The following is a 22,166-nucleotide window of genomic DNA, read 5'->3' as shown; positions in this document are numbered from 1 at the left end:
TTTCGATGAGCGGCCCGTGCGATTCCGGTGCTGGCGATGACGCGCATCGCGATCGAGCATGGGCTCGTGCTCACGATGGACGGGGCGGGCCGGGTCATCGAGGATGGCCGCGTGGTGGTCGAGGGCCGCGACATCGTCGCGGTTGAGTCTTGCACCGCCGATCCCGTGCCGAATTGCGATCTCGTCATCGATGCCACCGGCAGGATCGTGCTCCCGGGCCTCGTCAATTCCCACACGCATCTGTGCATGGTGTTCGGCCGCACGATCGGTCCGGAGCGGCGACTGCTCGAGTGGCTCGATCTCTTGATGCCGATGATGGCCGCGATGGACGAGGAAGCGCTCTACGTCGCAGAGCTGCTCGGCTGCGTCGAGAACATCAAGAACGGCAACACCAGCCTCGTCGAAAACATCTTCATGCCGCCGTACGCGACATCAGATGTCGAGGACGCGGCATTCCGCGCGCTTCGCGACAGCGGCGTCAGAGGCACCGTCGCCCGCGCCACCGAGGCGCGTCATTTCGATCCGCGGTTCTGCGAGACGGCAGCAGAGCAGGCGGAGCGGGTGGGGCGGCTCGCCGGACGCTGGCACGGGTCCGAAGGTGGTCGCCTGCGCCTGTCCATCGGTCCGCTGCTGCCCTGGGTTCTGGACGAGCAGGGGTTCTGCGAAACGCGCCGCATTGCGCGCGACAACGGCCTCGCGCTCCACATGCATGTGGCGGAGTCGCCCGAGTTCAACCTGATGATCGCCCGCCATTTTGGCCGCGACATCCGGCAGGTCGAGCTGCTCGACGAGGTCGGCTGCCTCGGCCCGGACGTGCAGGCCATCGCCTGCTCGGATGTCTCGCCGCGCGAAATCGAGCTGTTGGCCGCGAGCGGCACCGCCGTGCTGTTCGACCCGCAGACGCGCCTGTTCTGGGGCACCGGCTTTCCGCCGATCAGGGATTTCCTCAACGCCGGCATCACCTGCGGTGTCGCAACCAACGGCGCAGCGGCCAATTGCGGACAGGACCTGTTCGAGAGCATGAAATACGCCTGCGCCACCGCCAAGACGGCGGCGAACGATCCGCGCGCACTCACCGCCGCACGCGCGCTCCGTATGGCGACGTCGGAAGGCGCGCGCGCGATCGGCCGGACCGAAACGGGATCGATCGAGGTCGGCAAGCGCGCCGATTTGATCACGGTGGAGGCGAGGCAGCCTCATCTCGCGCCGCTGTTCGATCCGGAGAAGGCGCTCGTCTACAGCGCGCGCGGCGGCGATATCAGGGATGCGGTGATCGACGGGCGCGTCGTTATGCGGGATCGCAAGGTCCTGACGGTCGACGAGAATGCGCTTCTCAAGGAGGCCGAGCAGGTGGCGCGCCGCTGCGCGGCGCGTGCGGGCATCGCCCTTCCGGCAGCGCAGGTTCATGGCCATGCTTAAGGTGCTTTCCATGGTTGCGGCGGTGATCGTCTGGGGATTGGTGTCCCTGACGCTGCCGCCCGAAATCTTCCCGGGTCCGATCGAGACCGCGCGCACCCTGTGGGGCGAGATCGCGAAAGGCGACCTGTGGACCGATCTTGCCATGACGATGCTGCGCGTCGTGGCAGGCCTCTTGCTCGCGCTGATCCTGGGCGTTCCCGTCGGCGTCCTCATGGGGCTCAACCGCCGCGCCGAGGCCGTGCTCGACGTATGGGTGATGATCGGACTGACGGTCCCCAGCCTCTGCTACGCCATCATGGCCTTCATGTGGTTCGGGCTGAACGAGGGCGCCGCCATCATCGCCATCGCCATCACCGCCGCGCCCTCGATCACGATCAACATCTGGGAAGGCGTGAAGAACGTCGACACCAGGCTGGTCGCGATGGCGCGGGTGTTCGAGGCCACACGCCCGGCCATCGTGCGCCGCGTGCTGATGCCGCAGATCTTCCCTTACGTGATGGCCTCCGCGCGTTTCGGGCTCGGCATCATCTGGAAGATCACGGTGCTGGTGGAATTGATCGGCCGTCCGAACGGCGTCGGGTTCAAGCTGTTCTACTGGTACCAGCTTGCGGATATGAAACAGGTCCTCGCCTGGACGCTGCTCTTCACCATTATCATGCTCCTCATCGAGCTGTGCATCCTCAAACCGATCGAACGGCGTGTCTTCGCATGGCGCCCACAGGTGGCGGTATGAACCCGGTCATTGAAGTCGCCTCGCTTCGAAAGAATTTCAAAGACCGCAACGGCGCGTCGCGTGCCGTCCTCAGGGATCTCGATCTGACCGTCGGTGCCGGCGAATTCCTCTGCATCCTCGGACCGTCCGGTTGCGGCAAGTCGACCTTGCTCAACGTCCTCGCCGGCTTGGACAAGGTCTATGAAGGGCAGGCCAGCGTGAGCGGTGGCCGCGTCGGCTACCTCTTTCAGGAGCCACGCCTGCTGCCATGGCTGACCGCCGAGGGGAATCTCGATTTCGCGCTGACGAGCTGCAAGGTGCCGGCCTCGCGCTGGAGCGAACTGAAATCCCGCTATCTCGCGATGACGGGCCTGTCGGACTATCGCGACTACTATCCTCACCAGATCTCGGGCGGCATGGCCCAGCGCCTCGCGCTCGTGCGAGCCCTGTGCGTGGAGCCCGGCGTTCTCCTGATGGACGAGCCCTTCTCGGGGCTCGACGAAATCACCGCGCGCCGCATCCGCTCCGATCTGCTGACGATCTGGGAAGAGACGCGCAAGACCATCGTCTTCGTCACGCACAACGCCTACGAGGCCTGCTTTCTGGCCGACCGGATCCTGGTGATGTCAGGCGGCGCGTTCCGGCAGGAAATGCGCGTCCCGATCGCGCGGCCGCGCAGCTACGACGATCCAGCCATCTTCCAGCTCAGCCGCGACGTCATCAAGGCGTTCGGCGATGAGATCGGCCGCGACACTGTTCCCTCGGCCATCCCGGCAAGCGAGCCGGGTCTGGTCGATGATCTCGACCGTCACGCCGCTGCCCGAATGAACATCTGACCGTTGAACCTTTAGGAGAGTGAGTATGCTGTTCCGTCTCGGTATCTTCGCCGCCTTCATGCTCGCCACATGCGGGGCCGCCACTGCCCAGGTCAAGGTGCGGATCGGGGATCTTGCGCAGTCCCTCAACGAGATCGGCTCGCGCGTCATGATCGACCAGGGCATCGACAAAAAATATGGCCTCGCGGCCGAGTACCGCGCTTATCCGACGCTCGACGGCCTCTTCACCGCCATCCGCGGCAAGGATGTCGATGTCGGTTTCGGCGGCTGGACCGCCATCGCCCAGTTTCGCGGCAAGGGCTTTCCGGTCACCATGATCTTCCCGGTCGGGCGCGGCGTGACGGTCGACGTCATCGTGCCGAACGCCTCGCCGATCAAGAGCATCGCTGATCTCAAAGGCAAGAAGGTCGGCTCCTTCGCCGGCGCGGCCGGCACGGCAACCGTGCTGTTTCGGGTGATCGCCTCGAAATTCCACGGCTTCGATCCAGGCAAGACCGGCGACCTGCAATTTGCCGGGCCCGGCCTGCTTCCTGCCCTGCTCGACAAGGGCGAGATTGAAGCGGCCGTCATGTTCGATCCGCTCGCCGCCAAGCTGGAGGGCTCCGGCAAGTACCGGTCGATCGGCAATCTCGCCGACGCCTACAAGGCCGGCACGGGCGATGATTTTCTCTGGATCGGCTACTCGACCAACGACGATTTCATGAAGGCCGAACCGGAGGCGCTGAAGAATTTCACCAAGGCATGGCTGGAAGCGCTCGACTACATCAAGGCGCATCCGGAAGTGTTCGATGAGTACGGCAAGAAATACGGGCTCGAACCCGCCGCGGTAAAACTGCTGCGCGAGCGCGTGCTCGCCGACTACACGACGACGTGGACTGACGCCACCATCGAGTCCCTGCGGCGTTTCGCCGGAATGGCAAACGACGTCATGGGCGGCGGCTATCTCGACACGGTGCCTGCCGCGGCCTTTTCGACCCGCTTCGATCCGCGGAAGTAGGAGCGCCGAGCTAGCGAGGTCGTCATGCCCGGGCTTGTCCCGGGCATCCACGTCTTCGCTGCAGAAAGACAAGGAAGACGTGGATGGCCGGGACAAGCCCGGCCATGACTGAAATGCGAGTCTCAGGATCAGAAGAACCTGAAAATCCTTGGCGACTTGTCTTATTAGCCCCTCAGGATCGCCGCGCTCGTCTGGCACATCCACTTGATGCCGGTGTCGTTGGCAAAGCGCGCGTGACTGTGCACCTTCACCTCCATCGGGGGGAGCTCGAAGGGAAGATCGAGCAGGCGAAAATCCTTCGCGCGGTGCAGATCCAGCGCCAGCATCCTCGGGAAGATTGCGGCCAGATCCGAATGGCGCACGATTTCCGGCGCCGTGGTGAAATGTCCGCGAACCGCGATCTGCGGCCGAACCGCTTCATCCGCGAGCCATTGCTCGGCTAGTTGATAGACCGTCGATGTCGTCCGCGCGAAGAAGAAGCGCAGCTTCGCGAAATTCGCCCGCGTCAGCCTGGATTTTGCGATCGGGTGATTGGCCCGCACCAGGCAAACGTATCGATCGCTGAGGATATCGATGCTCATCAGATCCTTGTCGGATACGCTGACGGCACCAATCGCCAGATCGATCTCACCCGAACGCATCGAGTTCACCACGCTTTCGGGAACGAGAGGGACGATCTGGACGCGGATGAACGGCGAGATGCGCGACAGCTCGGTCATCAGGCGGGGCAACAGGTAGACCTCGGCGATATCGGACATCGCCACCCGAAACGTCCGCTCGGTCACGCGCGGATCGAACACGACGCCGCTTTGCAGGGTGCGGTTTAGCAATTCAAACGCCTGATCGAGCGGCTCGTGCAGGCGCACGGCGGCATCCGTCGGCAGCATCCGGTTCGCCACCCTGACGAACAGCGGATCGCCGAACCGCTCCCGCAAGCGACGCAGCGCGTGGCTGATGGCCGGCTGGGTCAGGCCGAGGCGTTCGCCCGCAGCGGTGAGGCTGCGCAGATCCCAGATCGCGAAGAACACACGCAGCAGGTTGAGGTCGAGAGGGTTATTAGCCTGGCTCATACAAAGAATTATAACTATGAATTTGACTTAGATCAATCGGGCCGACATCGTGCTGCCACGGATACGCACTTCGACACGGCCACCTGATTTCTGCGCCGTGGTTGACCAGGGAGATGTGGAATGAACAGCGCCGTCGCAGCAGGCAAGCTTCACTCGAACAACGCGGCCGCCTCCGGGTTCGACTACAAGAGCGCGGTACGCTCCATCCTTCCCCGGCTTGCCGCCACCACCGATGAGAGCGACAAGCTGCGCCGCCTCGCTGACGACGCCGCCAATGCGCTCCGGGAGTCGGGTCTGGCGCGCATGATCACGCCAAGACAGTTCGGCGGATACGAGCTCTCGCCGAGCCACCACATCCGGGCTTGCGCCGACATCGCCAATGTATGCTCGGCGGCGAGCTGGGTGCTGATGGTCTGTGTCGCCCACGATTACATCATCGGCCGCTTCCCGGAGGAATGTCAGCGCGAAGTCTACGAAGGCGACGCCGACAACCTCGTTGCCGGATCGCTGGCGCCGCAAGGTGTGATTGAGCGCGTGGAGGGCGGCTGGCGTCTCACCGGCCGCTGGCAGTTCGGCAGCGGCTGCGATCATTCGCCCTGGTTCATCGTCGGGAGCAAAATGGCCAATCCCGGACCCGACGATTACATCATCCACCACGTCATGGTGCCGCGCGCCGATGTCGTGCTCGACGACACCTGGCATACGCTGGGCATGCGCGGCACCGGATCGAAGGATCTGGTGGTGACCAATGCGTTCATTCCCGCGCACCGCGTGGTGCCGACGACCCCGACCTTCCTTGGTCTTAGCCCACATGCGAAGGCGCCGACCTACCGGCTTTCGGTCTATTCCGGCCTGCCGGCGATGCTGTCCGGCTCGGTCCTCGGCATGGCAGAAGCCGGCCTGAAGGCTTTTGTGGAAGCGACATCCAGGCGCACCACGCCCTATGGCGTCGTCAAGGCGCAAAACCCCATCATGCAGAAGCGTGTGGCCGAATCCACCGCGGAAGTCGCCGCGGCGCGGCGGCTGCTCGAGGACATGTGCGACCGCTTCGATGCCTTGATGGCGATCGATCAACCGATGTCGGCGCAGGACCGCATCCAGATGCGCTGGGACGCCTGCTATGTCGTCGAGCTGAGCCGCCGGGCGATCGAACGCCTGTTCGCGGCGGCGGGCGCGCACGGCCTCTACGAAGGCAACAAGGTCTATCGCGCCTTCCGCGACATCAACACCGCGTGCCACCATGCCGTCGTCGATTTCGACGCCGTCTCCAACTTGATGGGCCAGTTCAGATTGACGGGTGATCTCGGCGAGAATCCCCGCGCGGCGCCCTTCGCCTGACACAGGAGCGGCGTGGCGTGATCACCGAGACACCGATCTCGTCCGACGTCTTCAAGCAAAGCATGCGCCTCCTTGCCGGCGGCGTATGCATCGTGGCGACGAACGATGACGGCGAGTGGCACGGCCTGACCATGACCGCCGTGTGTTCCCTGACCATGGATCCGCCGACGCTCGTCGCATGTGTCAACCGCGACGCCGGGGCACATGGCATCATGAGCACGACCCGGCGCGTGAGCGTCAATGTCCTGACCCACGATCACATGGGTCTCGCCGAGTTGTTTTCATCGTCCAGGATCAAGGGCCCGCAGCGGTTCGACGAAAAGTGGACCGGAATGGCAAGCGGTGTCCCGGCCCTCATCGATGCGCTTGCCGTGCTCGATTGCGAAATCATTCAGCAGACGGCGGTCGGGCAGCATTCCGTGTTCTTCTGCGAGGTGAAGAGCGTCCGGCTTCAGCCGGACCGGAGACCGCTCGTTCATTTCGATCGTGAGTTCTGCGCTGTTGCGCCGGTTTATCAGTCGTAGCTGCCGGCGACGGCGTGAGCCGCCGGCGCAGCTGGCGGCTGATGGACGTTTCCTCCGCCAGGTCAGCGAGCCGTGAACGGAACCCGGCCGTCGCCGGCAGCCTCATCAGCTTTATTTGCATTGGTCGATATCGTACTGTTACGGCAACGTTATCGCCGATTGCTCTAAAGCCGAAAACCGCATGCGCGAACTATTCGATGAAGTTGCCGGACAATCTCCGCTCGATCCGCAGGAGGCGGTGCGGCGCGCGACACGTGCCCCGCAGCGCAAGCGGTTTTACACCAGCGCCGGAATTGCCGAGGCCGACGGCGGTTTTTCCATCACCCTCGACGGCAGGCCGATCAAGACACCCTCGGGCAAGGTGGTGATCGCGCCGCGCAAGGAGATCGCCGACGCCATCGCGGCGGAATGGGCGGCGCAAGGAGAAACTATCGATCCCCTGACCATGCCGCTGACGCGCTTTGCCAATAGCGTGGTCGAGGCGGTGGTCGATCGCGCCGATGTCGTCGCCGACGACGCCGCAAAATATCTCGGCACCGATTTGCTGTTCTATCGCGCCGGCCATCCCGAAGCGCTGGTCGCCAAGGAGGCCGCACATTGGGATCCGATCGTGTTTTGGGCCGCAGAGTCCCTCGGCGCGCATTTCATGCTGTCCGAAGGCATCCTGCATGTTCAGCAGCCGGAGAGTGCGATTGCCGCCGCGCGAAAGGCGTTTCCCAATGATCCATGGTCGATCGCCGCGCTGCATGTCGTAACGACCCTGACAGGGTCGGCGCTACTCGCGCTGGCGCTGGCGCATGAGGTGCAGGGCCCCGATGCGATCTGGGCCGCCGCCCATGTCGACGAGGACTGGAACATCGAGAAGTGGGGTATCGACGAGGAAGTGGCGGCCCGCCGCGCGGCGCGGGAGGTCGATTTCCGGGCGGCAGCGCGGATCCTTCAGGCCCTGAAGGCCTGATTAGGCTGTTGGGTTAACGAGAGGTTTACGTCGCTGGGCTAGGTTTCGCAGTCTGGCGAGACCTCATCGATGGCGATCACGATCAATCCAGTCCTTCCGATACTGCCGGCGCAAGAGGCGGGTGCGGTTGCGCCCGAACTCCTGCTACAGCCCGGCAAGGTGATCGATGCCAGGGTGCTGAAGGTGCTACAGGCCGATCTGGTGCGGATCGCGATCGGCGCGCTCTCGCTCGACGTGCGCACCGAAATTCCATTGGAGGAAGGGCAGGCGCTCAAGCTGGCGGTGTCGCAGACCGAAAGCGGCATTCGCCTGACCAATGTCGGGCAGGGCGCTGACACCGGCGATGCGGTCAGCCTGTCGCCGGGTGCGCTCTCGGATGCGCCGCTTGCGCCATCGTCCAGCGCGCCGCCGAAGCTCGTGCTCACGCCGCTGGAAAAAGTCGCTGTCACCATCGCCGCGCAGACATCAGCCACGGTGCAGGACAGCCAGGCCCCGCTGTTCGCCGACCTCGGCACCGCCGCCACGTCCCCCGCGCTGCCGCCAAAGCTCCAGCAGGCGATGGCCCAGGTGCTGGCGCAGCAGACCAGCCTCGACCAGGACCTTTCCGGTCAGGACATCAAGACGGCGTTCCAGAAGTCGGGGCTGCTGCTCGAGGCCTCGCTGGCTGCGGGGTCGGTGCCATCGGCCGGCGTCCCCGATCTCAAGGCAGCGCTGATCGTGCTGCGGCAGGCGCTGCGTTCGGCGCTCGGCGGCGAGGCCCGTTCGGCTCAGTTGCCGCACGGTGAAGCCGTCGCGACATCAGCGCCGGCGGCGGGCCAGGATCTCGACCTCCAGGAAATTTTGCTGCCGCAGGCGAGGGTGCCGGTCGCCCACGATTTGGGCTCGCCAAAAACGCCGCTTCGCGCGGCGATGTCAGCGGTGCTCGACGAGGGCGCGACGCCTGCCGCTACGCTGAGCCTGTTGCAGGAGGCGGTGCAGGAAGCCGGCAATCCCCCGCACGCGCCGGGCTTTGCAAAGGCCGCTCAGGGCGAGGAGGTCGTCGCACGCACCAATACCCCGCCGCCGCCGTTCCGGGGCGCGCTGCCGTCGGCGCAGCCGGTGGCGCTGCCTTCGCTGGCGCCGGATACGCCGCTGGCGACCTCGGCGCAGCATCTGCTCGGCGAGACCGATGCGGCGATTGCGCGCCAGACGCTGCTACAGGTCGCCTCGCTCCCGGACCGAGTCGATCTGCCCGGTACCAACATCGACACATCCCAGCCGCGCTGGAATTTTGAAATTCCCTTTGCGACGCCGCTGGGCACGGCGATGGCGCAATTCGAGATCTCGCGCGACGGCGGCGGCACCGAAATGGAAGCCGCCAAGCGGATCTGGCGCGCGCGCTTTTCGCTCGACGTCGAGCCCGCCGGCCCCGTCCATGCGCTGGTCTCGTTGGTCGGCGACACGACCTCGGTGCGGATGTGGGCGGAACGGCCGGCGACCGCAGCGCAACTGCGCGCCGGCGCCGCCGAACTCAGCCAGGCCTTGTCGAGGGCCGAACTTACCCCCGGCGATATCGTGATCCGCGACGGCGCGCCGCCGCAGGCCCAGCCGGCCCCGGCCGGCCATTTCCTGGACCGCGCGCTATGAGCGTGGACGCCAAGGCCAAACTTGCGGTCGCGCTGCATTACGACCATTCCGGGGCCCCGCGCGTCGTCGCCAAGGGCAAGGGCGCCATCGGCGCCAAGATCATCGAGGTCGCAAAGGCCCACGATATCCCGATCGAGGAAAACGAGGTGCTGGCCGGCGCGCTCTCCCATGTCGAACTAGGCGATGAAATCCCGGCCGAGCTCTATAAAGCCGTTGCGGAAGTGCTGGTATTCGTGCTTCGGCTGTCGGGCCGAATCCGCTAGCAATAGCGGCTTAGACCTTCGTAGCGTTTTCAAGCAAAAGCCTGTCCCGCACTTGATGCGGGATGGCTACCGGTTTGCGTGAAGAAAACGCGTCAAATAAAGTGAGCCCAATCGTCATTCTTTCACCACGTTGCGGTCGGCAATTCCGGCCGCCTTTTCAACCACCTCGGTGCCCGCCTTGATCCATCGCCGCCACGCGCTCGGTCTCCTTGCCGCCGCCAGCCTGATGCCGAGCCACGCGCTCGCCAAAGTTTCCGAACAACGCAGCGAGCTGCGCATCGACCTGATGCGGCGGTTCTTCGAACTCGGTACGACCGGCACCTTCGTCGCCTACAAGGTCGACGATTACCTCTTCATCTCCAGCGACAAGGTCCGCGCGACGCAGGCCCAGCTTCCGGCCTCGACCTTCAAGATCCCCAATTCCATCATCGCGCTGGAAACCGGCGTGGTGAAGGACCCCGACAAGGACGTGTTCAAGTGGGACGGGGTCAAGCGTGCCATCGAGCCCTGGAATCAGGATCACACGCTGCGCTCGGCGATCGCAGCTTCTGCCGTGCCGGTCTATCAGGAGATCGCGCGCCGGATCGGGCCGGAGCGCATGCAAAAGTATGTCGACCTTTTTGAGTACGGCAACCGCGACATCGGCGGCGGCATCGACCAGTTCTGGCTGACCGGCAATCTTCGCATCGACCCGATGCAGCAGATCGAGTTTGTCGACAAGCTGCGGCGCGGCGTGCTGCCGGTCTCCAAGCGCAGCCAGGAGCTGACGCGCGATATCCTGCCGGTGACGAAGGTCGGCAACGCCATCATCCGCGCCAAGACAGGTCTGCTCGGGGCGGAGCAGGGCAAACCCTCGCTGGGCTGGCTGGTCGGCTGGGCCGAGGCCGGCAGCCAGCAGACCGTGTTCGCCATGAACATGGACTGCAAGGAGCCCGCCCACATCGCCGCGCGCATGAACGTCGTGCAGCAATGCCTCGGCGATATTGTTGCGATCTGACGCGCTCAAGCCGTTCCGGGCTTTGATCCTTCGAGACGCGGCCTGACGGCCGCTCCTCAGGATGAGGTCTTCCTTCCGGTCAAATGTTAGACCTCATGGTGAGGAGCGCGGCCAACGCCGCGCGTCTCGAACCACGAGGCCCGGATGTAACCTGATCGGGCCGATAGCGTGCGCTATCCCACCCCGCCGCCTTTGCCGATCCGCCCCAGATGGGTGAACGCAAACCCAGCCTCATATTTCAGCCCAAAGCCCAGCGCGCGGTCGATACCGATATGCGCCAGCCATATCATCGCGATCGACAGCGTCAGCGGCTCGCCGCTGGCAAAGCCCGTCGTCATCAGCGCCATCGGGCCGAGATAGGAATGGGCGGCGTTGTAGATCAGCGCGCCGAATTTGGGACCGGCGAGGTAGGCGACAAAGCTCAGATCGGGCACCAGGAAGAGGATCACATAGACCCACCACGAGCCGTCCCAGATCCCGTACAGCAGCGTCATCCCCAGAAACAGCGCCAGTCCCTCGATCCGGAGCAGCCAGCGCACCCCGCCGGTTGCGGCGCCGGTGGCGGCGGCCGTGGTGGTCTCGGTCATCGTCGTATCCCCATGAATTTCTAGGATTATCGTACCGCCCCCGGCCCAAAATCCTTAAGCCGGCCTGTTTCCGCTCCCGAAAAGGCCGTGTTAGAAACCCGCCAAATCCCGGCAGGTCCGGGCCAGATAGGTATTGGGACGGGCGGAAGCAATGAAGGACATTCTGGATACCCTCGAAGAGCGTCGCGCGGGCGCCAAACTCGGCGGCGGCGAGAAGCGCATCGAGGCGCAGCACGCCCGCGGCAAACTCACCGCGCGCGAGCGCATCGAGCTGTTTCTCGACAAGGGCTCGTTCGAGGAGTTCGACATGTTCGTCGAGCACCGCTCCGCCGAATTCGGCATGGAGAAGAACCGGATTCCTGGCGACGGCGTCGTCACCGGCTGGGGCACCGTCAATGGCCGCAAGACGTTTGTGTTCGCGAAAGATTTTACCGTGTTCGGCGGCTCGCTCTCCGAGACCCACGCGCTGAAGATCACAAAGCTCCAGGACATGGCGATGAAGGCGAGGGCGCCGATCATCGGCCTCTATGACGCCGGCGGCGCGCGCATCCAGGAAGGCGTCGCCGCGCTTGCGGGCTATTCCTACGTGTTCCGCCGCAACGTGATCGCCTCCGGCGTGATCCCGCAAATCTCCGTGATCATGGGCCCCTGTGCCGGCGGCGACGTCTATTCGCCCGCGATGACCGACTTCATCTTCATGGTGAAGAACACCAGCTACATGTTCGTCACCGGTCCCGACGTCGTGAAGACGGTGACCAACGAAGTCGTCACCGCGGAAGAGCTCGGCGGCGCCTCCGTGCACGCCACGCGTTCCTCGATTGCGGATGGCGCCTTCGAGAACGACGTCGAGGCGCTCTTGCAGATGCGCCGGCTGATCGACTTCCTGCCGTCCAACAACACCGACGGCGTGCCGGAATGGCCGAGCTTCGACGATATCGAGCGTGTGGACATGTCGCTGGACACGCTGATCCCCGACAACCCGAACAAGCCCTACGACATGAAGGAGCTGATCCTGAAGGTCGTGGACGAGGGCGACTTCTTCGAAATCTCGGAAACGTTTGCCAAGAACATCGTCACCGGCTTCGGCCGCATCGCCGGCCGCACCGTCGGCTTCGTCGCCAACCAGCCGATGGTGCTGGCCGGCGTGCTCGACAGCGACGCATCGCGCAAGGCAGCCCGCTTCGTCCGTTTCTGCGACGCCTTCAACATTCCGATCGTCACTTTCGTCGACGTGCCGGGCTTTTTGCCGGGCACCGCGCAGGAATATGGCGGCCTGATCAAGCACGGCGCCAAGCTGCTGTTCGCCTATTCGCAATGCACGGTGCCGCTCGTCACCGTCATCACCCGCAAGGCCTATGGCGGCGCCTTCGACGTCATGGCGTCCAAGGAAATTGGCGCCGACATGAACTACGCCTGGCCGACCGCCCAGATCGCCGTGATGGGCGCCAAGGGCGCGGTCGAAATCATCTTCCGCGCCGACATGAACGACCCCGACAAGATCGCCGCCCGCACCAAGGAATACGAAGACCGCTTCCTGTCACCCTTCATCGCCGCCGAGCGCGGCTACATCGACGACGTGATCATGCCGCACTCGACGCGGAAGCGGATTGCACGGGCACTGGCGATGCTCAGGGACAAGAAGGTCGAGATGCCCGTGAAGAAGCACGACAATTTGCCGTTGTAGCGCGTAGGGTGGGTTAGCGAAGCGTAACCCGCCTTCTCGTAGCGCCGGCACCGAACGGTGGGTTACGGCTTCGCCTAACCCACCCTACAAGCTGTCGCTAATAATTGCTCCGCCTCTCCACCCGCTCATCCTCCAGATAGCCGTCCCGCGTCTGCGGCAGCTTCCGCCCCAAAATCCGGCTCGCCACCACGGTGCGCAAAATCTGCGCGGTGCCGCCGCCGATGGTGAACATGCGGGCGTCGCGGACCATGCGCTCCAGCGGCTGGTTGCGGGAATAGCCTGATGCGCCGAACACCTGCAGCGCATCGTTGGTGACCTTGATGGCGGCGTCGGCGGAGAAGATTTTTGCTTGCGCTGCGAACAACGGATCGGGGAAGGGCGAGGACGATCGCGCGGCCTTGTAAATCAGCTCGCGCGCGGCCGCGATCTGCACGGACATGTCGGCGAGCATCCATTGCAGGCCCTGGAATTCGGCGATCGGGCGGCCGAACTGTTTTCGCGCGTTGGCGTAGTCCAGCGCATGCTGGTAGGCGCCATCGGCCAAACCAAGTGCCACAGTGGCCGCGCCCACGCGCTGGGAATTGTACGCGTTCATCAGATCGGCAAAGCCGCGCCGGAAGCCGGAGGGCGGCAGCACCACCATGTCGTCGCCGACTTCCATGTCCTGAAACAAAATCTCCGCTTCGGGGATGCCGCGCAATCCCATGGTCGGCTCGCGCTTGCCGATCACCAATCCCTTGGTCTTGTCGCGGATCGCGAGAAAGCCGCCGATGCCTTGCTCATCACCTGCCTCGTCGAACACGCGGGCGAACACCAGATGCAGGCGCGAGACGCCGCCGCCGGTGATCCAGTGCTTGCCGCCATTGATGACGTAGCCGCTGCCCCTGCGGTCGGCGCGCGTGGTCATTTCGCTGGCCGCCGATCCCGCGCCGGGCTCGGTGATGCAGATCGCGGGCTTGTCGCCGGACAGCACCATCTCCGCCGCGAGTTTTTTCTGCGTCTCGCTGCCGTAATGCATCACGGCGGAGATCGCGCCCATATTGGCCTCGACCACGATCCGCCCCGTCACGCCGCAGACCTGCGCCATCTCGTCGACCACCAGCACAGCCTCGAGAAAGCCGAGCCCGGCGCCGCCATACTGCTTCGGGATCGTCATCCCGAAAAACCCCGCGTCCGTCAGCGCCTTCACATTGTCCCATGGATACTGCTCGGAACGGTCGACCTCGGCCGCCCGCGGCGCGATCGTCTCGCGAGCCAAAGCGCGCGCACGCTTCTGAAGGTCCTGCTGGGCGGTGCTGAGCGTCATGTTGTTCTTAACTCCGTTGGATGCTGCGGACCTTCCGGTCCTTGGAAAAAGAAGGGCGGACCTTCGAAGCGCAATCCGCCATTGATGCTGCCACGCGGCGGGTTACGGGCTTCGCCTGACCCGCCCTACGAATTCCGCTTCACCTGATCGAGAAACGGCCGCCAGGACAGCGCCTCCTTCCTGGCGTCGTCAAAATCTCCGTCTTCCAGATGCTTGCCGACGCATCTGAGATATTCGCAAAGGAACGTGGCGTCCGGCAGTTGGAAGGCGCGCTCGTTCGGGGCCCACAGGTCGAATTTCCTGGCGGAGCCGAACAGCGACAGCATCGCAGGCTGGAGCTCGCGCGCATTGTCCGGCCATCCGGGCGAGGCCGTCCGCAGCCTGAGGCTCTCCGAAAGCGAACGAAACTTCCAGCCGAGGCTGCGCAGCCTGTCGGCTTTCCGCTCGCCCGACTTCCGGCTCAGCCATTCCAGCGCGACGCCGACGACGACACCCGTCAAGAAGACCACGGCAAATCTGAACCAGGGCTGCTGGCCGAGGGCGAGCAAGTGGGTGAAGGCGGGCGTGGCGATCGCGTCGCGAAAAACCGTGGTGGCCGCGCCGCGGGAATCGGAGAAGATGTGCTCCGCCAGCCATTTTGCAGCGACGGGAGCGATCAACGGGATGAGCAGCAAACCCCAAATCCCGAACAGAAGCTTCTTGAGCACCCCGGACATAAGGCTCCACTGCTCAACACCGGCCCAGCCACCCCCGCCGCATTAGAGGCCAAATCCGGCCGTCCAGCCACCCCCAAAAGGCCCAAGCGTGGATGATGTGCCGCTTGACGTGCATTTGCATCCGCTCGACGCTGCGCGTGCTCGCCGCACACTCTTCATGCTGCGGCCTTGCTTTGGTCAAACCTTCATTGAGTGCTGGGCGAGTTCGTGGACGAATCCGAACCGCCCTTGTTAGGGGACACCGCACGGGAAAGGAGCGCCAATGGATTCCACAGTGATGCCGAAGCCCACCGAGGCCGACGATGTGCTGGCCTTGCGCGCCGACGAACGGCTGGCGCACGCGTATGAACAGATCGCGCGTGCCGATGAGCAGCTCGCGCGGCTGACCGAACAGATGACGAGGATGGAGCACGAGGCTCGGCAGGCCCCGGTCGCTCCGGCCAGGAGACGACCGCGCGACAGGGCGGCGCTGCGGGGCTTCATCGGCCTGCTCGCGGCGGCGTGCATCGCCGGCGTCGCCTTCGTATCGCAGTCCTCCTATGGCGAAGCGGTCAAGCCGATCATCGCCCGGTACGTCGGTTCGGACTCCTGGTTGCCGCAGGCAAAGCAGGAGCTTGCCCAGCATCCGGCCGCTCCCGCCGTTCGCCTGGCTTCGGCGGAGGCCGCGCCCGCGCTGGCAACACCTTCAGCCCAGGACGCGCCGCAAGACGCCGCTTCGCCCGCGGCCGTTTTGACGTCCGCCGAGTTGACACAATTGCTGCAAACGATGGCGCGCGATCTCGCCAGCCTTCAGCAGGGGATCGACCAGCTCAAGGCGAGCCAGGAGCAATTGGCCAGCGACAATGCGAAGGCCGTCGAGCAGTTCAGGGCGAGCCAGGAGCAAATGACGCGGCTGGTCGCCAAGGTTTCCGAGCAGGAGCAGCGCGTGGCGGCCAGGCCTCCGGCAGCGGCGCCGCCGCGGCCGGTTGCCGAGCCCGTGCGCCGGCCCGTGCCGGTGCAAGCATCGTCGCAGGCGAGAGCCCAGCCGATGCAATTGCAGCCCGCGGCTACGGCGCGGTAGGGCAAATTACCGAAGCTGCCACCCGCGCCGTCATTCCGGGGCGCGGCCGAGCGATCACGCGTCTCAATACTCGGCGTAAATCTCGATCAGGTTGTTCTCGGGGTCCCTGAAGAACAGCGTCCGGTGCCGCCAGTCCGGCAGCTCGGTCGGGCCGCGCAGGATCGGCACGCCCTTGGCGATGAGTTCGGCGTGGCAGGCGTCAACCGCCGGCGGTGGGACGCGGAAGGCGAGCTGCACCGACGCCGATCCGGGTACGGCTTTCCCGTCCTCGAAATGGCTCCAGCCGCGCGGCCGCAGCGTCAGCAGCGCCGCGCCGACGCGAAAGCTGCACCAGTTCTGCTGGTCGGTCTCGATCGGGAATTTCATGACGTCGCGGTAGAAGGCGCGCGTTTCGTCCATTTTGCTGCACAACAGGATCGTGTAGTCGAGGTTGGTTATTCCGCCGAGGGTCAATGCAATATTCCCTGGTTGATGCTGGTACAAAAGATAGGCGCCCTGTCCGCCGTAGCTCGGAGAGCGAAGGCGGAAGGAGCGAAGGCGGATGCGGCGGTCGATACGGTTTACTCGCCGTCGTCCTTTATTTGTTGCTCGCGTTCGTGAAGGCGCTCCGCAATCGCCGTTCGCCTTGGTATCAGCGCGGCCTCATCCGCGAGCCGCTGGGCAAGATCGGAGTGGTATTGTTGCACGACGTCGAGCGCGGCTTCCCTGGCGAGCCTGCGATGGAACTCGGCAAGGAATCTGTGCATTTCTGCGAGCTGTTCGTCGGTCATGAGCGTCGGGCCTTGGCCGCAATGCTGGATTATACCGCAACCGGTTGATCCCGTTCCATCTTTCGACGCCTCCAATCCCGGCGAGATCCATTCCGTTAACCATCTGTTAACCATAGTGGCCTAGCCTGCGGTCACTAGCCGGTCATCACCAGCCGATTCCAGCGCGGTTCGTTCGAGGAGAACAACCGATGTCCGTTGAGATTCTGACCTATGGTGCGCTTGGCGCCCGTCTGAACATCTCGTCAGAGGCCGCTCGGTCCCTTGCCAAGCGGCTCCGCTTGCCGCGTTCGCGTTCGGCGGAAGGCAAGGCTCTGGTGAGTGTTGATCTCGCCGAAGTCAGGCATACGCCGCGCCAGGCGGCCCATATCGCGCTGCTAGTGGCGCAGAGCGAGGCATTGAAGGCCGAGATCGCCCGGCTCGAAACAAGCGCAGCCAGTCACCGCGCAGATTTCGAGCGAGAACGCGATCGCGCCGATCGCCTCGTGGCTGAGCTACTACAGGCGACCGCCGAGACCACGGCAGCCAGGGAGGCGACGGCTCGGCTGGAAGGCGAAGTGGCGGCTCTGCGGATGAGCGGCCGAACTGACGGCCCGACCGACACCCACAGACAGGCCACAAGCCGGGTAGGGCAGTTGGCGGCGAGCCTGGTGCAAGCAGACCGCAAGGCGGCGCGCGGATAGCAATGCCGGAGCAATCGTGAGGCAAAAATGACCAGCATCGCCGATATCAGCAAAATGAAGGCGCGCATCATCGTGCTCGGGGTCGGCGGTGCCGGCGGCAATGCCATCAACAACATGATCGAGGCCGGGCTGGAAGGCGTCGAGTTCATCGTCGCCAACACAGACGCGCAGGCGCTCAGAATGTCGAAGGCCATGCGCGTCATCCAGATGGGCACCACGGTGACCGAAGGCCTGGGCGCCGGCGCGCAGCCCGAACTGGGGCGCGCCGCCGCGGAAGAGGCAACCGACGCGATCCGCGATCATCTGACCGGCGCGAACATGGTGTTCATTACGGCCGGCATGGGCGGCGGGACCGGCACCGGGGCGGCGCCCATCATCGCCAGGATCGCGCGTGAGCTCGGCATTCTCACCATCGGCGTCGTCACCAAGCCATTCCGCTTCGAGGGCCAGCGCCGCATGCGCTTTGCAGAGGCCGGCATCACCGAATTGCTGAAGGTGGTGGACACCCTGCTGATCATCCCGAACCAGAACCTGTTCCGGGTGGCCAGCGAGAGGACCACATTCGTCGATGCCTTCGCTATGGCGGATCAGGTACTCTATTCGGGGGTGGCCTGCATCAGCGACCTTATCGTCAAGGAAGGTCTGATCAACCTCGATTTTGCCGATGTCCTCTCAGTCATGCGCGAGAAGGGCAAGGCCATGATGGGGAGGGGCGAGGCTTCCGGCGATAAGCGCGTGCTCAACGCCGCCGTGGCCGCGATTTCCAACCCGTTGATTGAGGATCCTTCGATCAAGCGCGCCAGCGGCCTCATCGTCTCCATCACCGGTGGCAACGACCTGACGTTGTTCGAGGTTGACGAAGCTGCGACCCGCATCCGCGAAGAGGTCGATCAGGACGCCAACATCATCGTCGGCGCCACATTTGATGAAAGACTGGAGGGTGTTGTCCGCGTCTCGGTGGTGGCGACCGGCATCGATAATCTTTCCACGGCGGCGCAACCGGCGGAAAGCTTGCTTACGGAGCTGGCCGGCCGGCTACGCAACGACAACCGTCGCATCGCCGGCCGGATCGAGCGTCGCGACCCGCCGCCGTCATTCGAGAGCCCGCCGCTCCGTCCAGCGGCCCGACACCCTGCTCCGCAGGGCCTCGATCCGTACGGCCGCTCTTCTCCTGTACGCAATTCGATCGAGGAAAAAGTTCTCGACATCCCTTTCTTCCTGCGCCGCAAGGCCAACTGAGCCGTCCCGGAATGACGGCGTGGGGCATCCAGCGCCGTGGACAATCGGTCGCAGCCGGACCAGCCGCATTTGCTTGCGTGCCTTTGTCGCGTTGGCCTAATTGGCCGCCAGCGCAATAAAAAATCACTGCAAAACGGGGACGCGTATCATGAGTATTCAACCGCGGCGTGCAGTCGCCTATCACCTTTTTCTGGCCCTGGTTGCGTTTGCAGCCTCCGGGCTGGCATCCCTCCCGGCCGCCGCGCAGGACTGGCCGAACAAGCCGGTGACGTTCATCGTGCCATTCGCGGCAGGCGGCGGCACCGACGCTTTCGCCCGTCCGCTCACCGCGCAGCTCGACAAGCAGCTCAACCAGCGCTTTCTGATCGACAATCGCGCCGGCGCCGGCGGCACCATTGGAGCTGCCGCAGCGGCCAAGGCCGAGCCCAACGGTTACACCTTCTTCGTCGGCGCGGCGCACCACGCGATCGCGCCGTCGATCTATCTCAAGCTGGATTACGATTTCGAAAAGGATTTTGTCCCGGTCATCCTGATCGCGGCCCCGCCGCAGGTGGTGACGGTCAATCCCACCAAGGTTCAGGCCAAGACGCTGGCGGAGTTCATCGCCTTTGCGAAAGCCAATCCGGGCAAGGTGGATTACGCCTCCGCGGGCCGCGGCACCACGCATCATCTCGCGGGCGAGTTGTTCCAGATTCTCGCCGGCACCCAGATGAACCACGTGCCGTACCGCGGCGCGGGTCCTGCCATGCAGGATCTGGTTTCCGGACAGATCCACGTCATGTTCGATGGGCTCGGCACATCCGCCAACCAGATTCAATCAGGCACGCTGCGCGGTCTTGCGCTTGCGGCGCCGGCGCGTTCGAGCGCGATCCCTGACGTCCCGACCTCGGCGGAAGCCGGGCTGAAGGGCTACGAGGTCTCGACCTGGTATGCGCTGTTCGCGCCCAAGGGCACGCCGCCGGAGATCACTGCGAAGATGGCGGCCGAGGTGCGCAAGGCGCTGGATACCGAACTGCTCAAGGAAATCTGGGCGAAGAACGGCTCCGCCACGCCGAACCTGGCGGGTCCGGAGTTCGGAAAATTCGTCTCGTCGGAAATTAAGCGCTGGGCCGAAGTGGTGCAGAAGGCCGGCATCAAGCCGGAGTAATTTCTTCCGTCATTCCGGGGCGCGCCACTTGGCGCGAGCCCGGAATCCATACTCCGTGACCTTTGTTGTGTTTACGATCGGTCATCGGCTTCCTTTGAACCAACGACCGCCTGTGGTTATGGATTCCGGGCTCATCGCTTCGCGATGCCCCGGAATGACGGTTCGCGTCACTTCGTCCCCATGCAGTTCGCATAGAATGTCGTGGTCGCCGGCCAGTCCGAGAACATGCCGCGAATGCCCACCTGCCTGGCCAGCACGTCGAGCACGGTGAGCGTGTCACCGTCGCGATCGATCGCCGCCTTGACCGAGGAATGGTAGAACCCGCCGCCCTTGTGCAGCGGTCCGTCGCGCTCCAGCGACCAGCCGATCAGGTCGAGCCCGGCGTCTTTCGCGGCCTTGGCATAGTCAGAGGGCACGATCTCGCCTTTGTCGTTCAGCGCCAGCATCATGTAGATCGGCGGCGCGAGGATTTTGACGCCCGACGCCTTCAGCTCCGCCATCGACGGCTTCCAGGTCTCGGGCTTTCTGAAATCGAATTGCTTTGTCTCGTAACGCCCGTCGAGATACACCGCCTGCGCGCCGAACGCGGGCTCGGTCTTGATCCAGTGCAGCACGTCGGCGACGTCAAAACTCTGGGCGAAGACGTCGCTCGCGGGAATGCCGGCGGCCTTGTAGGCCTCGATCATCTGGCTTGCATATTTCTCCTGCGTGTAGTCGCCGTCGAACGGCATCGGCACTTCCGGCGACTTCAGCTCCGGCGTGAATTTTGCGCCAAGGCTCTTGATCAGCGCGATGCTCTCGTCATGGGTCATCAGCGTGCCGGAGGCGGAGTAAAGATCGGTGCGCCAGCGCGGCGTGCCGTTCTGATATTCCTCCGGCGTCTTCGCATCCGGATTGAAGCCGTCCATCTTGGCGACCAGCGTCCTGAACTCGGCGAGCGTGATGTCGCTGGTGCAGCACTTGGCCGAAGCCTTCTTGCCGCTCGCCGGGTCGGCCGGCGCAAACGGCTGCGAGCATTTTGCCGCGAGCGCCGGCACGGAGAGGATGTTGGTCGTGGTGTGCAGGTCGCATTGCGAATGCCGGCAAACGAGCTGCCTGTCCTTCGTGAATGTCACGTCGCATTCGATGATGCCGGCGCCCATGCGGGCGGCGGCGAGATAGCTTTCCTTGCTGTGCTCGGGAAACTGCATCGCCGCGCCGCGATGGCCGATGGAGAAATCGCTCTTGCGAAACGGCCCGGTGCATTGGGCGAGCTTTTCCTTGAGCGGGCCGTCCTTCATCTTGTCGACGAGATAGAACGGGCGCGGCCCGATCTGTGCCTCGGCGGGCAGGGCGACAGTCTGCGCCGCGGCGGGAACGGCGGCGAGCAGGAGGAGCGCAGCAGAAAGCGCGATGCGGCGGATCAGCATGATGCGAAAACCTCAAGGAGGGGCGCGGCGATATCACCATGACAATGTGACGGGCACATGCAACAATTCAGGCCAAACATATCTGGAGGAAACCAAATGCCGGCCTATTTCGTCGTCCGCGCCACGGTGTCAGATCCGTCGAAACGCGCCGCCTTCGATGTCTGGTACTCCCGCGAGCACATGCCTGACGCCGTCAAATCCTTCGGCGCGCAGCATGCATGGCGCCACTGGAGCCTGACCGATCCTGCGCTGCATCAGGCGACCTATCAATTTCCCGACAAGGCCGCCCTCGACCGCGCCACGAGCGGCAACGAAATGAAGCGCCTGATCGCCGACTTCAACCGCGACTGGCCTGACGTCACCCGCACGCGCGAGGTTTTGGAGCTGGCGGAAGAGTATATGGCGACGTGATTGCGTTCTGACGCCGCATCCATATCCCTCGTCCCTGCGAAAGCACGGACCCATGCGCCGCAGCGGGTATTGTCGAGCATTGCAGCCTGATCCGTCATCGCGAGCGAAGCGAAGCAATCCAGCTTTGCCGCACGAAGAAGCTGGATTGCTTCGTCCGCGGAGCCTGTCATCGGGTGCGCATTCGCGCGACCCGTTGGCTCCTCGCAATGACCGTGAGGCGAACTGCCACCAAACCAGCCTACGGGGCAAATCGACTTCCGATTATCAGAATCAATGTCAAGCCCCTCGCGCGAAAATAATCCTCTTGCCAATTTCGGCAAATCAGAAGTATAACGGCGCCACCTCATCCCCGAGGAGGGGCGTTGGCCATCGCCACCAAACGTTGGGATGGGATGCGGTGGACGCGCTTGTTCAGTA

At 64.2% G+C, this 22,166-nt stretch carries 23 protein-coding genes; 17 read left to right on the top strand and 6 right to left on the bottom strand.

All coding sequences use genetic code 11. From position 1 onward, the window contains the following. The first annotated feature begins 36 nt into the window (after window positions 1–36). The 4 genes from JQ628_RS21435 to JQ628_RS21420 are packed head-to-tail and all read left to right on the top strand — an operon-like array spanning window position 37 to window position 3,964. Entirely contained in the window at window positions 37–1,419 is a 1,383-nt protein-coding gene (locus tag JQ628_RS21435; protein WP_212225143.1) for an amidohydrolase family protein, read from the top strand. After that, the gene (locus JQ628_RS21430; RefSeq protein ID WP_212225141.1) at window positions 1,406–2,152 is read left to right on the top strand and encodes an ABC transporter permease; all 747 of its coding nucleotides are present in this window, start codon (window positions 1,406–1,408) and stop codon (window positions 2,150–2,152) included. The genes JQ628_RS21435 and JQ628_RS21430 overlap by 14 nt, the downstream gene beginning before the upstream one ends. Next, complete coding sequence (locus JQ628_RS21425; RefSeq protein ID WP_212225139.1) at window positions 2,149–2,967, top strand: ABC transporter ATP-binding protein; 819 nt, start codon at window positions 2,149–2,151, stop codon at window positions 2,965–2,967. The genes JQ628_RS21430 and JQ628_RS21425 overlap by 4 nt, the downstream gene beginning before the upstream one ends. A gap of 25 nt (window positions 2,968–2,992) precedes the next feature. Further along, window positions 2,993–3,964 carry an ABC transporter substrate-binding protein gene (locus JQ628_RS21420; protein WP_212225137.1) on the top strand — a complete coding sequence of 324 codons (972 nt, stop codon included), beginning with the start codon at window positions 2,993–2,995 and terminating at the stop codon, window positions 3,962–3,964. 164 nt (window positions 3,965–4,128) lie between these two features. On the opposite strand, the gene JQ628_RS21415 is transcribed toward JQ628_RS21420, so the two are convergent. After that, window positions 4,129–5,034, bottom strand: coding sequence for a LysR family transcriptional regulator (locus JQ628_RS21415; RefSeq protein WP_212225135.1), 906 nt, complete (start codon window positions 5,032–5,034; stop codon window positions 4,129–4,131). Between the two features lie 120 nt (window positions 5,035–5,154). On the opposite strand from JQ628_RS21415, the gene JQ628_RS21410 reads away from it, so the two are divergent. The 6 genes from JQ628_RS21410 to blaOXA all read left to right on the top strand — a co-directional run bounded on the left by JQ628_RS21410 (window position 5,155) and on the right by blaOXA (window position 10,740). Next, window positions 5,155–6,372 carry an acyl-CoA dehydrogenase family protein gene (locus JQ628_RS21410; RefSeq protein WP_212225134.1) on the top strand — a complete coding sequence of 406 codons (1,218 nt, stop codon included), beginning with the start codon at window positions 5,155–5,157 and terminating at the stop codon, window positions 6,370–6,372. Window positions 6,373–6,389: 17 nt separating this feature from the next. Beyond that, on the top strand, window positions 6,390–6,896 hold the full coding sequence (locus tag JQ628_RS21405; protein WP_212225133.1) for a flavin reductase family protein: 507 nt from the start codon (window positions 6,390–6,392) through the stop codon (window positions 6,894–6,896). A gap of 181 nt (window positions 6,897–7,077) precedes the next feature. After that, complete coding sequence (locus JQ628_RS21400; RefSeq protein WP_212225132.1) at window positions 7,078–7,854, top strand: ATP12 family chaperone protein; 777 nt, start codon at window positions 7,078–7,080, stop codon at window positions 7,852–7,854. Window positions 7,855–7,923: 69 nt separating this feature from the next. Continuing rightward, window positions 7,924–9,480: a flagellar hook-length control protein FliK gene (locus JQ628_RS21395; protein WP_212225131.1), complete on the top strand. Its 1,557-nt coding sequence runs from the start codon at window positions 7,924–7,926 to the stop codon at window positions 9,478–9,480. Further along, complete coding sequence (locus JQ628_RS21390) at window positions 9,477–9,743, top strand: EscU/YscU/HrcU family type III secretion system export apparatus switch protein (RefSeq protein WP_212225130.1); 267 nt, start codon at window positions 9,477–9,479, stop codon at window positions 9,741–9,743. Before JQ628_RS21395 ends, JQ628_RS21390 begins: the two co-directional genes overlap by 4 nt. A 178-nt stretch (window positions 9,744–9,921) precedes the next feature. After that, a complete protein-coding gene (blaOXA, locus tag JQ628_RS21385) occupies window positions 9,922–10,740 on the top strand; it encodes a class D beta-lactamase (RefSeq protein ID WP_212225129.1) in 819 nt (272 codons plus the stop codon). 173 nt (window positions 10,741–10,913) lie between these two features. Here the strand turns inward: blaOXA and JQ628_RS21380 are convergent, their stop codons facing one another. Then, complete coding sequence (locus tag JQ628_RS21380; protein ID WP_212225127.1) at window positions 10,914–11,327, bottom strand: DUF4260 domain-containing protein; 414 nt, start codon at window positions 11,325–11,327, stop codon at window positions 10,914–10,916. A gap of 151 nt (window positions 11,328–11,478) precedes the next feature. Here JQ628_RS21380 and JQ628_RS21375 point away from each other — a divergent pair, with 151 nt between their 5' ends. After that, window positions 11,479–13,011, top strand: a complete 1,533-nt coding sequence (locus JQ628_RS21375; protein ID WP_212225125.1) for an acyl-CoA carboxylase subunit beta — start codon at window positions 11,479–11,481, stop codon at window positions 13,009–13,011. Window positions 13,012–13,108: 97 nt separating this feature from the next. Here JQ628_RS21375 and acdA read toward each other — a convergent pair whose 3' ends face one another. Next, entirely contained in the window at window positions 13,109–14,317 is a 1,209-nt protein-coding gene (gene acdA, locus JQ628_RS21370) for a 3-sulfinopropanoyl-CoA desulfinase (protein ID WP_212225123.1), read from the bottom strand. Window positions 14,318–14,442: 125 nt separating this feature from the next. Then, window positions 14,443–15,024 carry a hypothetical protein gene (locus JQ628_RS21365; protein WP_212225121.1) on the bottom strand — a complete coding sequence of 194 codons (582 nt, stop codon included), beginning with the start codon at window positions 15,022–15,024 and terminating at the stop codon, window positions 14,443–14,445. A gap of 271 nt (window positions 15,025–15,295) precedes the next feature. Here JQ628_RS21365 and JQ628_RS21360 point away from each other — a divergent pair, with 271 nt between their 5' ends. After that, complete coding sequence (locus JQ628_RS21360; RefSeq protein ID WP_212225120.1) at window positions 15,296–16,093, top strand: hypothetical protein; 798 nt, start codon at window positions 15,296–15,298, stop codon at window positions 16,091–16,093. 63 nt (window positions 16,094–16,156) lie between these two features. Here JQ628_RS21360 and JQ628_RS21355 read toward each other — a convergent pair whose 3' ends face one another. Further along, entirely contained in the window at window positions 16,157–16,546 is a 390-nt protein-coding gene (locus JQ628_RS21355) for a VOC family protein (protein WP_212225119.1), read from the bottom strand. On the opposite strand from JQ628_RS21355, the gene JQ628_RS21350 reads away from it, so the two are divergent. The 4 genes from JQ628_RS21350 (at window position 16,546) to JQ628_RS21335 (ending at window position 19,929) form a co-directional block, all read left to right on the top strand. Beyond that, a complete protein-coding gene (locus JQ628_RS21350; protein WP_212225118.1) occupies window positions 16,546–16,911 on the top strand; it encodes a hypothetical protein in 366 nt (121 codons plus the stop codon). The two genes, JQ628_RS21355 and JQ628_RS21350, sit on opposite strands and share 1 nt — an antisense overlap. Window positions 16,912–17,051: 140 nt before the next feature. Further along, window positions 17,052–17,543 carry a hypothetical protein gene (locus JQ628_RS21345; protein WP_212225117.1) on the top strand — a complete coding sequence of 164 codons (492 nt, stop codon included), beginning with the start codon at window positions 17,052–17,054 and terminating at the stop codon, window positions 17,541–17,543. Between the two features lie 27 nt (window positions 17,544–17,570). Then, window positions 17,571–18,782 carry a cell division protein FtsZ gene (gene ftsZ, locus JQ628_RS21340; RefSeq protein ID WP_212225116.1) on the top strand — a complete coding sequence of 404 codons (1,212 nt, stop codon included), beginning with the start codon at window positions 17,571–17,573 and terminating at the stop codon, window positions 18,780–18,782. A gap of 148 nt (window positions 18,783–18,930) precedes the next feature. Beyond that, window positions 18,931–19,929, top strand: a complete 999-nt coding sequence (locus tag JQ628_RS21335; RefSeq protein ID WP_212225115.1) for a Bug family tripartite tricarboxylate transporter substrate binding protein — start codon at window positions 18,931–18,933, stop codon at window positions 19,927–19,929. Window positions 19,930–20,096: 167 nt separating this feature from the next. Here the strand turns inward: JQ628_RS21335 and JQ628_RS21330 are convergent, their stop codons facing one another. Next, complete coding sequence (locus JQ628_RS21330) at window positions 20,097–21,338, bottom strand: glycerophosphodiester phosphodiesterase family protein (protein WP_212225113.1); 1,242 nt, start codon at window positions 21,336–21,338, stop codon at window positions 20,097–20,099. Window positions 21,339–21,434: 96 nt separating this feature from the next. On the opposite strand from JQ628_RS21330, the gene JQ628_RS21325 reads away from it, so the two are divergent. Next, window positions 21,435–21,749, top strand: coding sequence for a hypothetical protein (locus JQ628_RS21325; protein ID WP_212225111.1), 315 nt, complete (start codon window positions 21,435–21,437; stop codon window positions 21,747–21,749). Window positions 21,750–22,166 lie beyond the last annotated feature (417 nt).

Origin of the sequence: Bradyrhizobium lablabi (assembly GCF_018129385.1) — a bacterium.
GTDB classification, from domain to species: Bacteria; Pseudomonadota; Alphaproteobacteria; order Rhizobiales; family Xanthobacteraceae; genus Bradyrhizobium; species Bradyrhizobium lablabi_C.
This window is presented reverse-complemented; position numbering and strand designations above follow the sequence as displayed.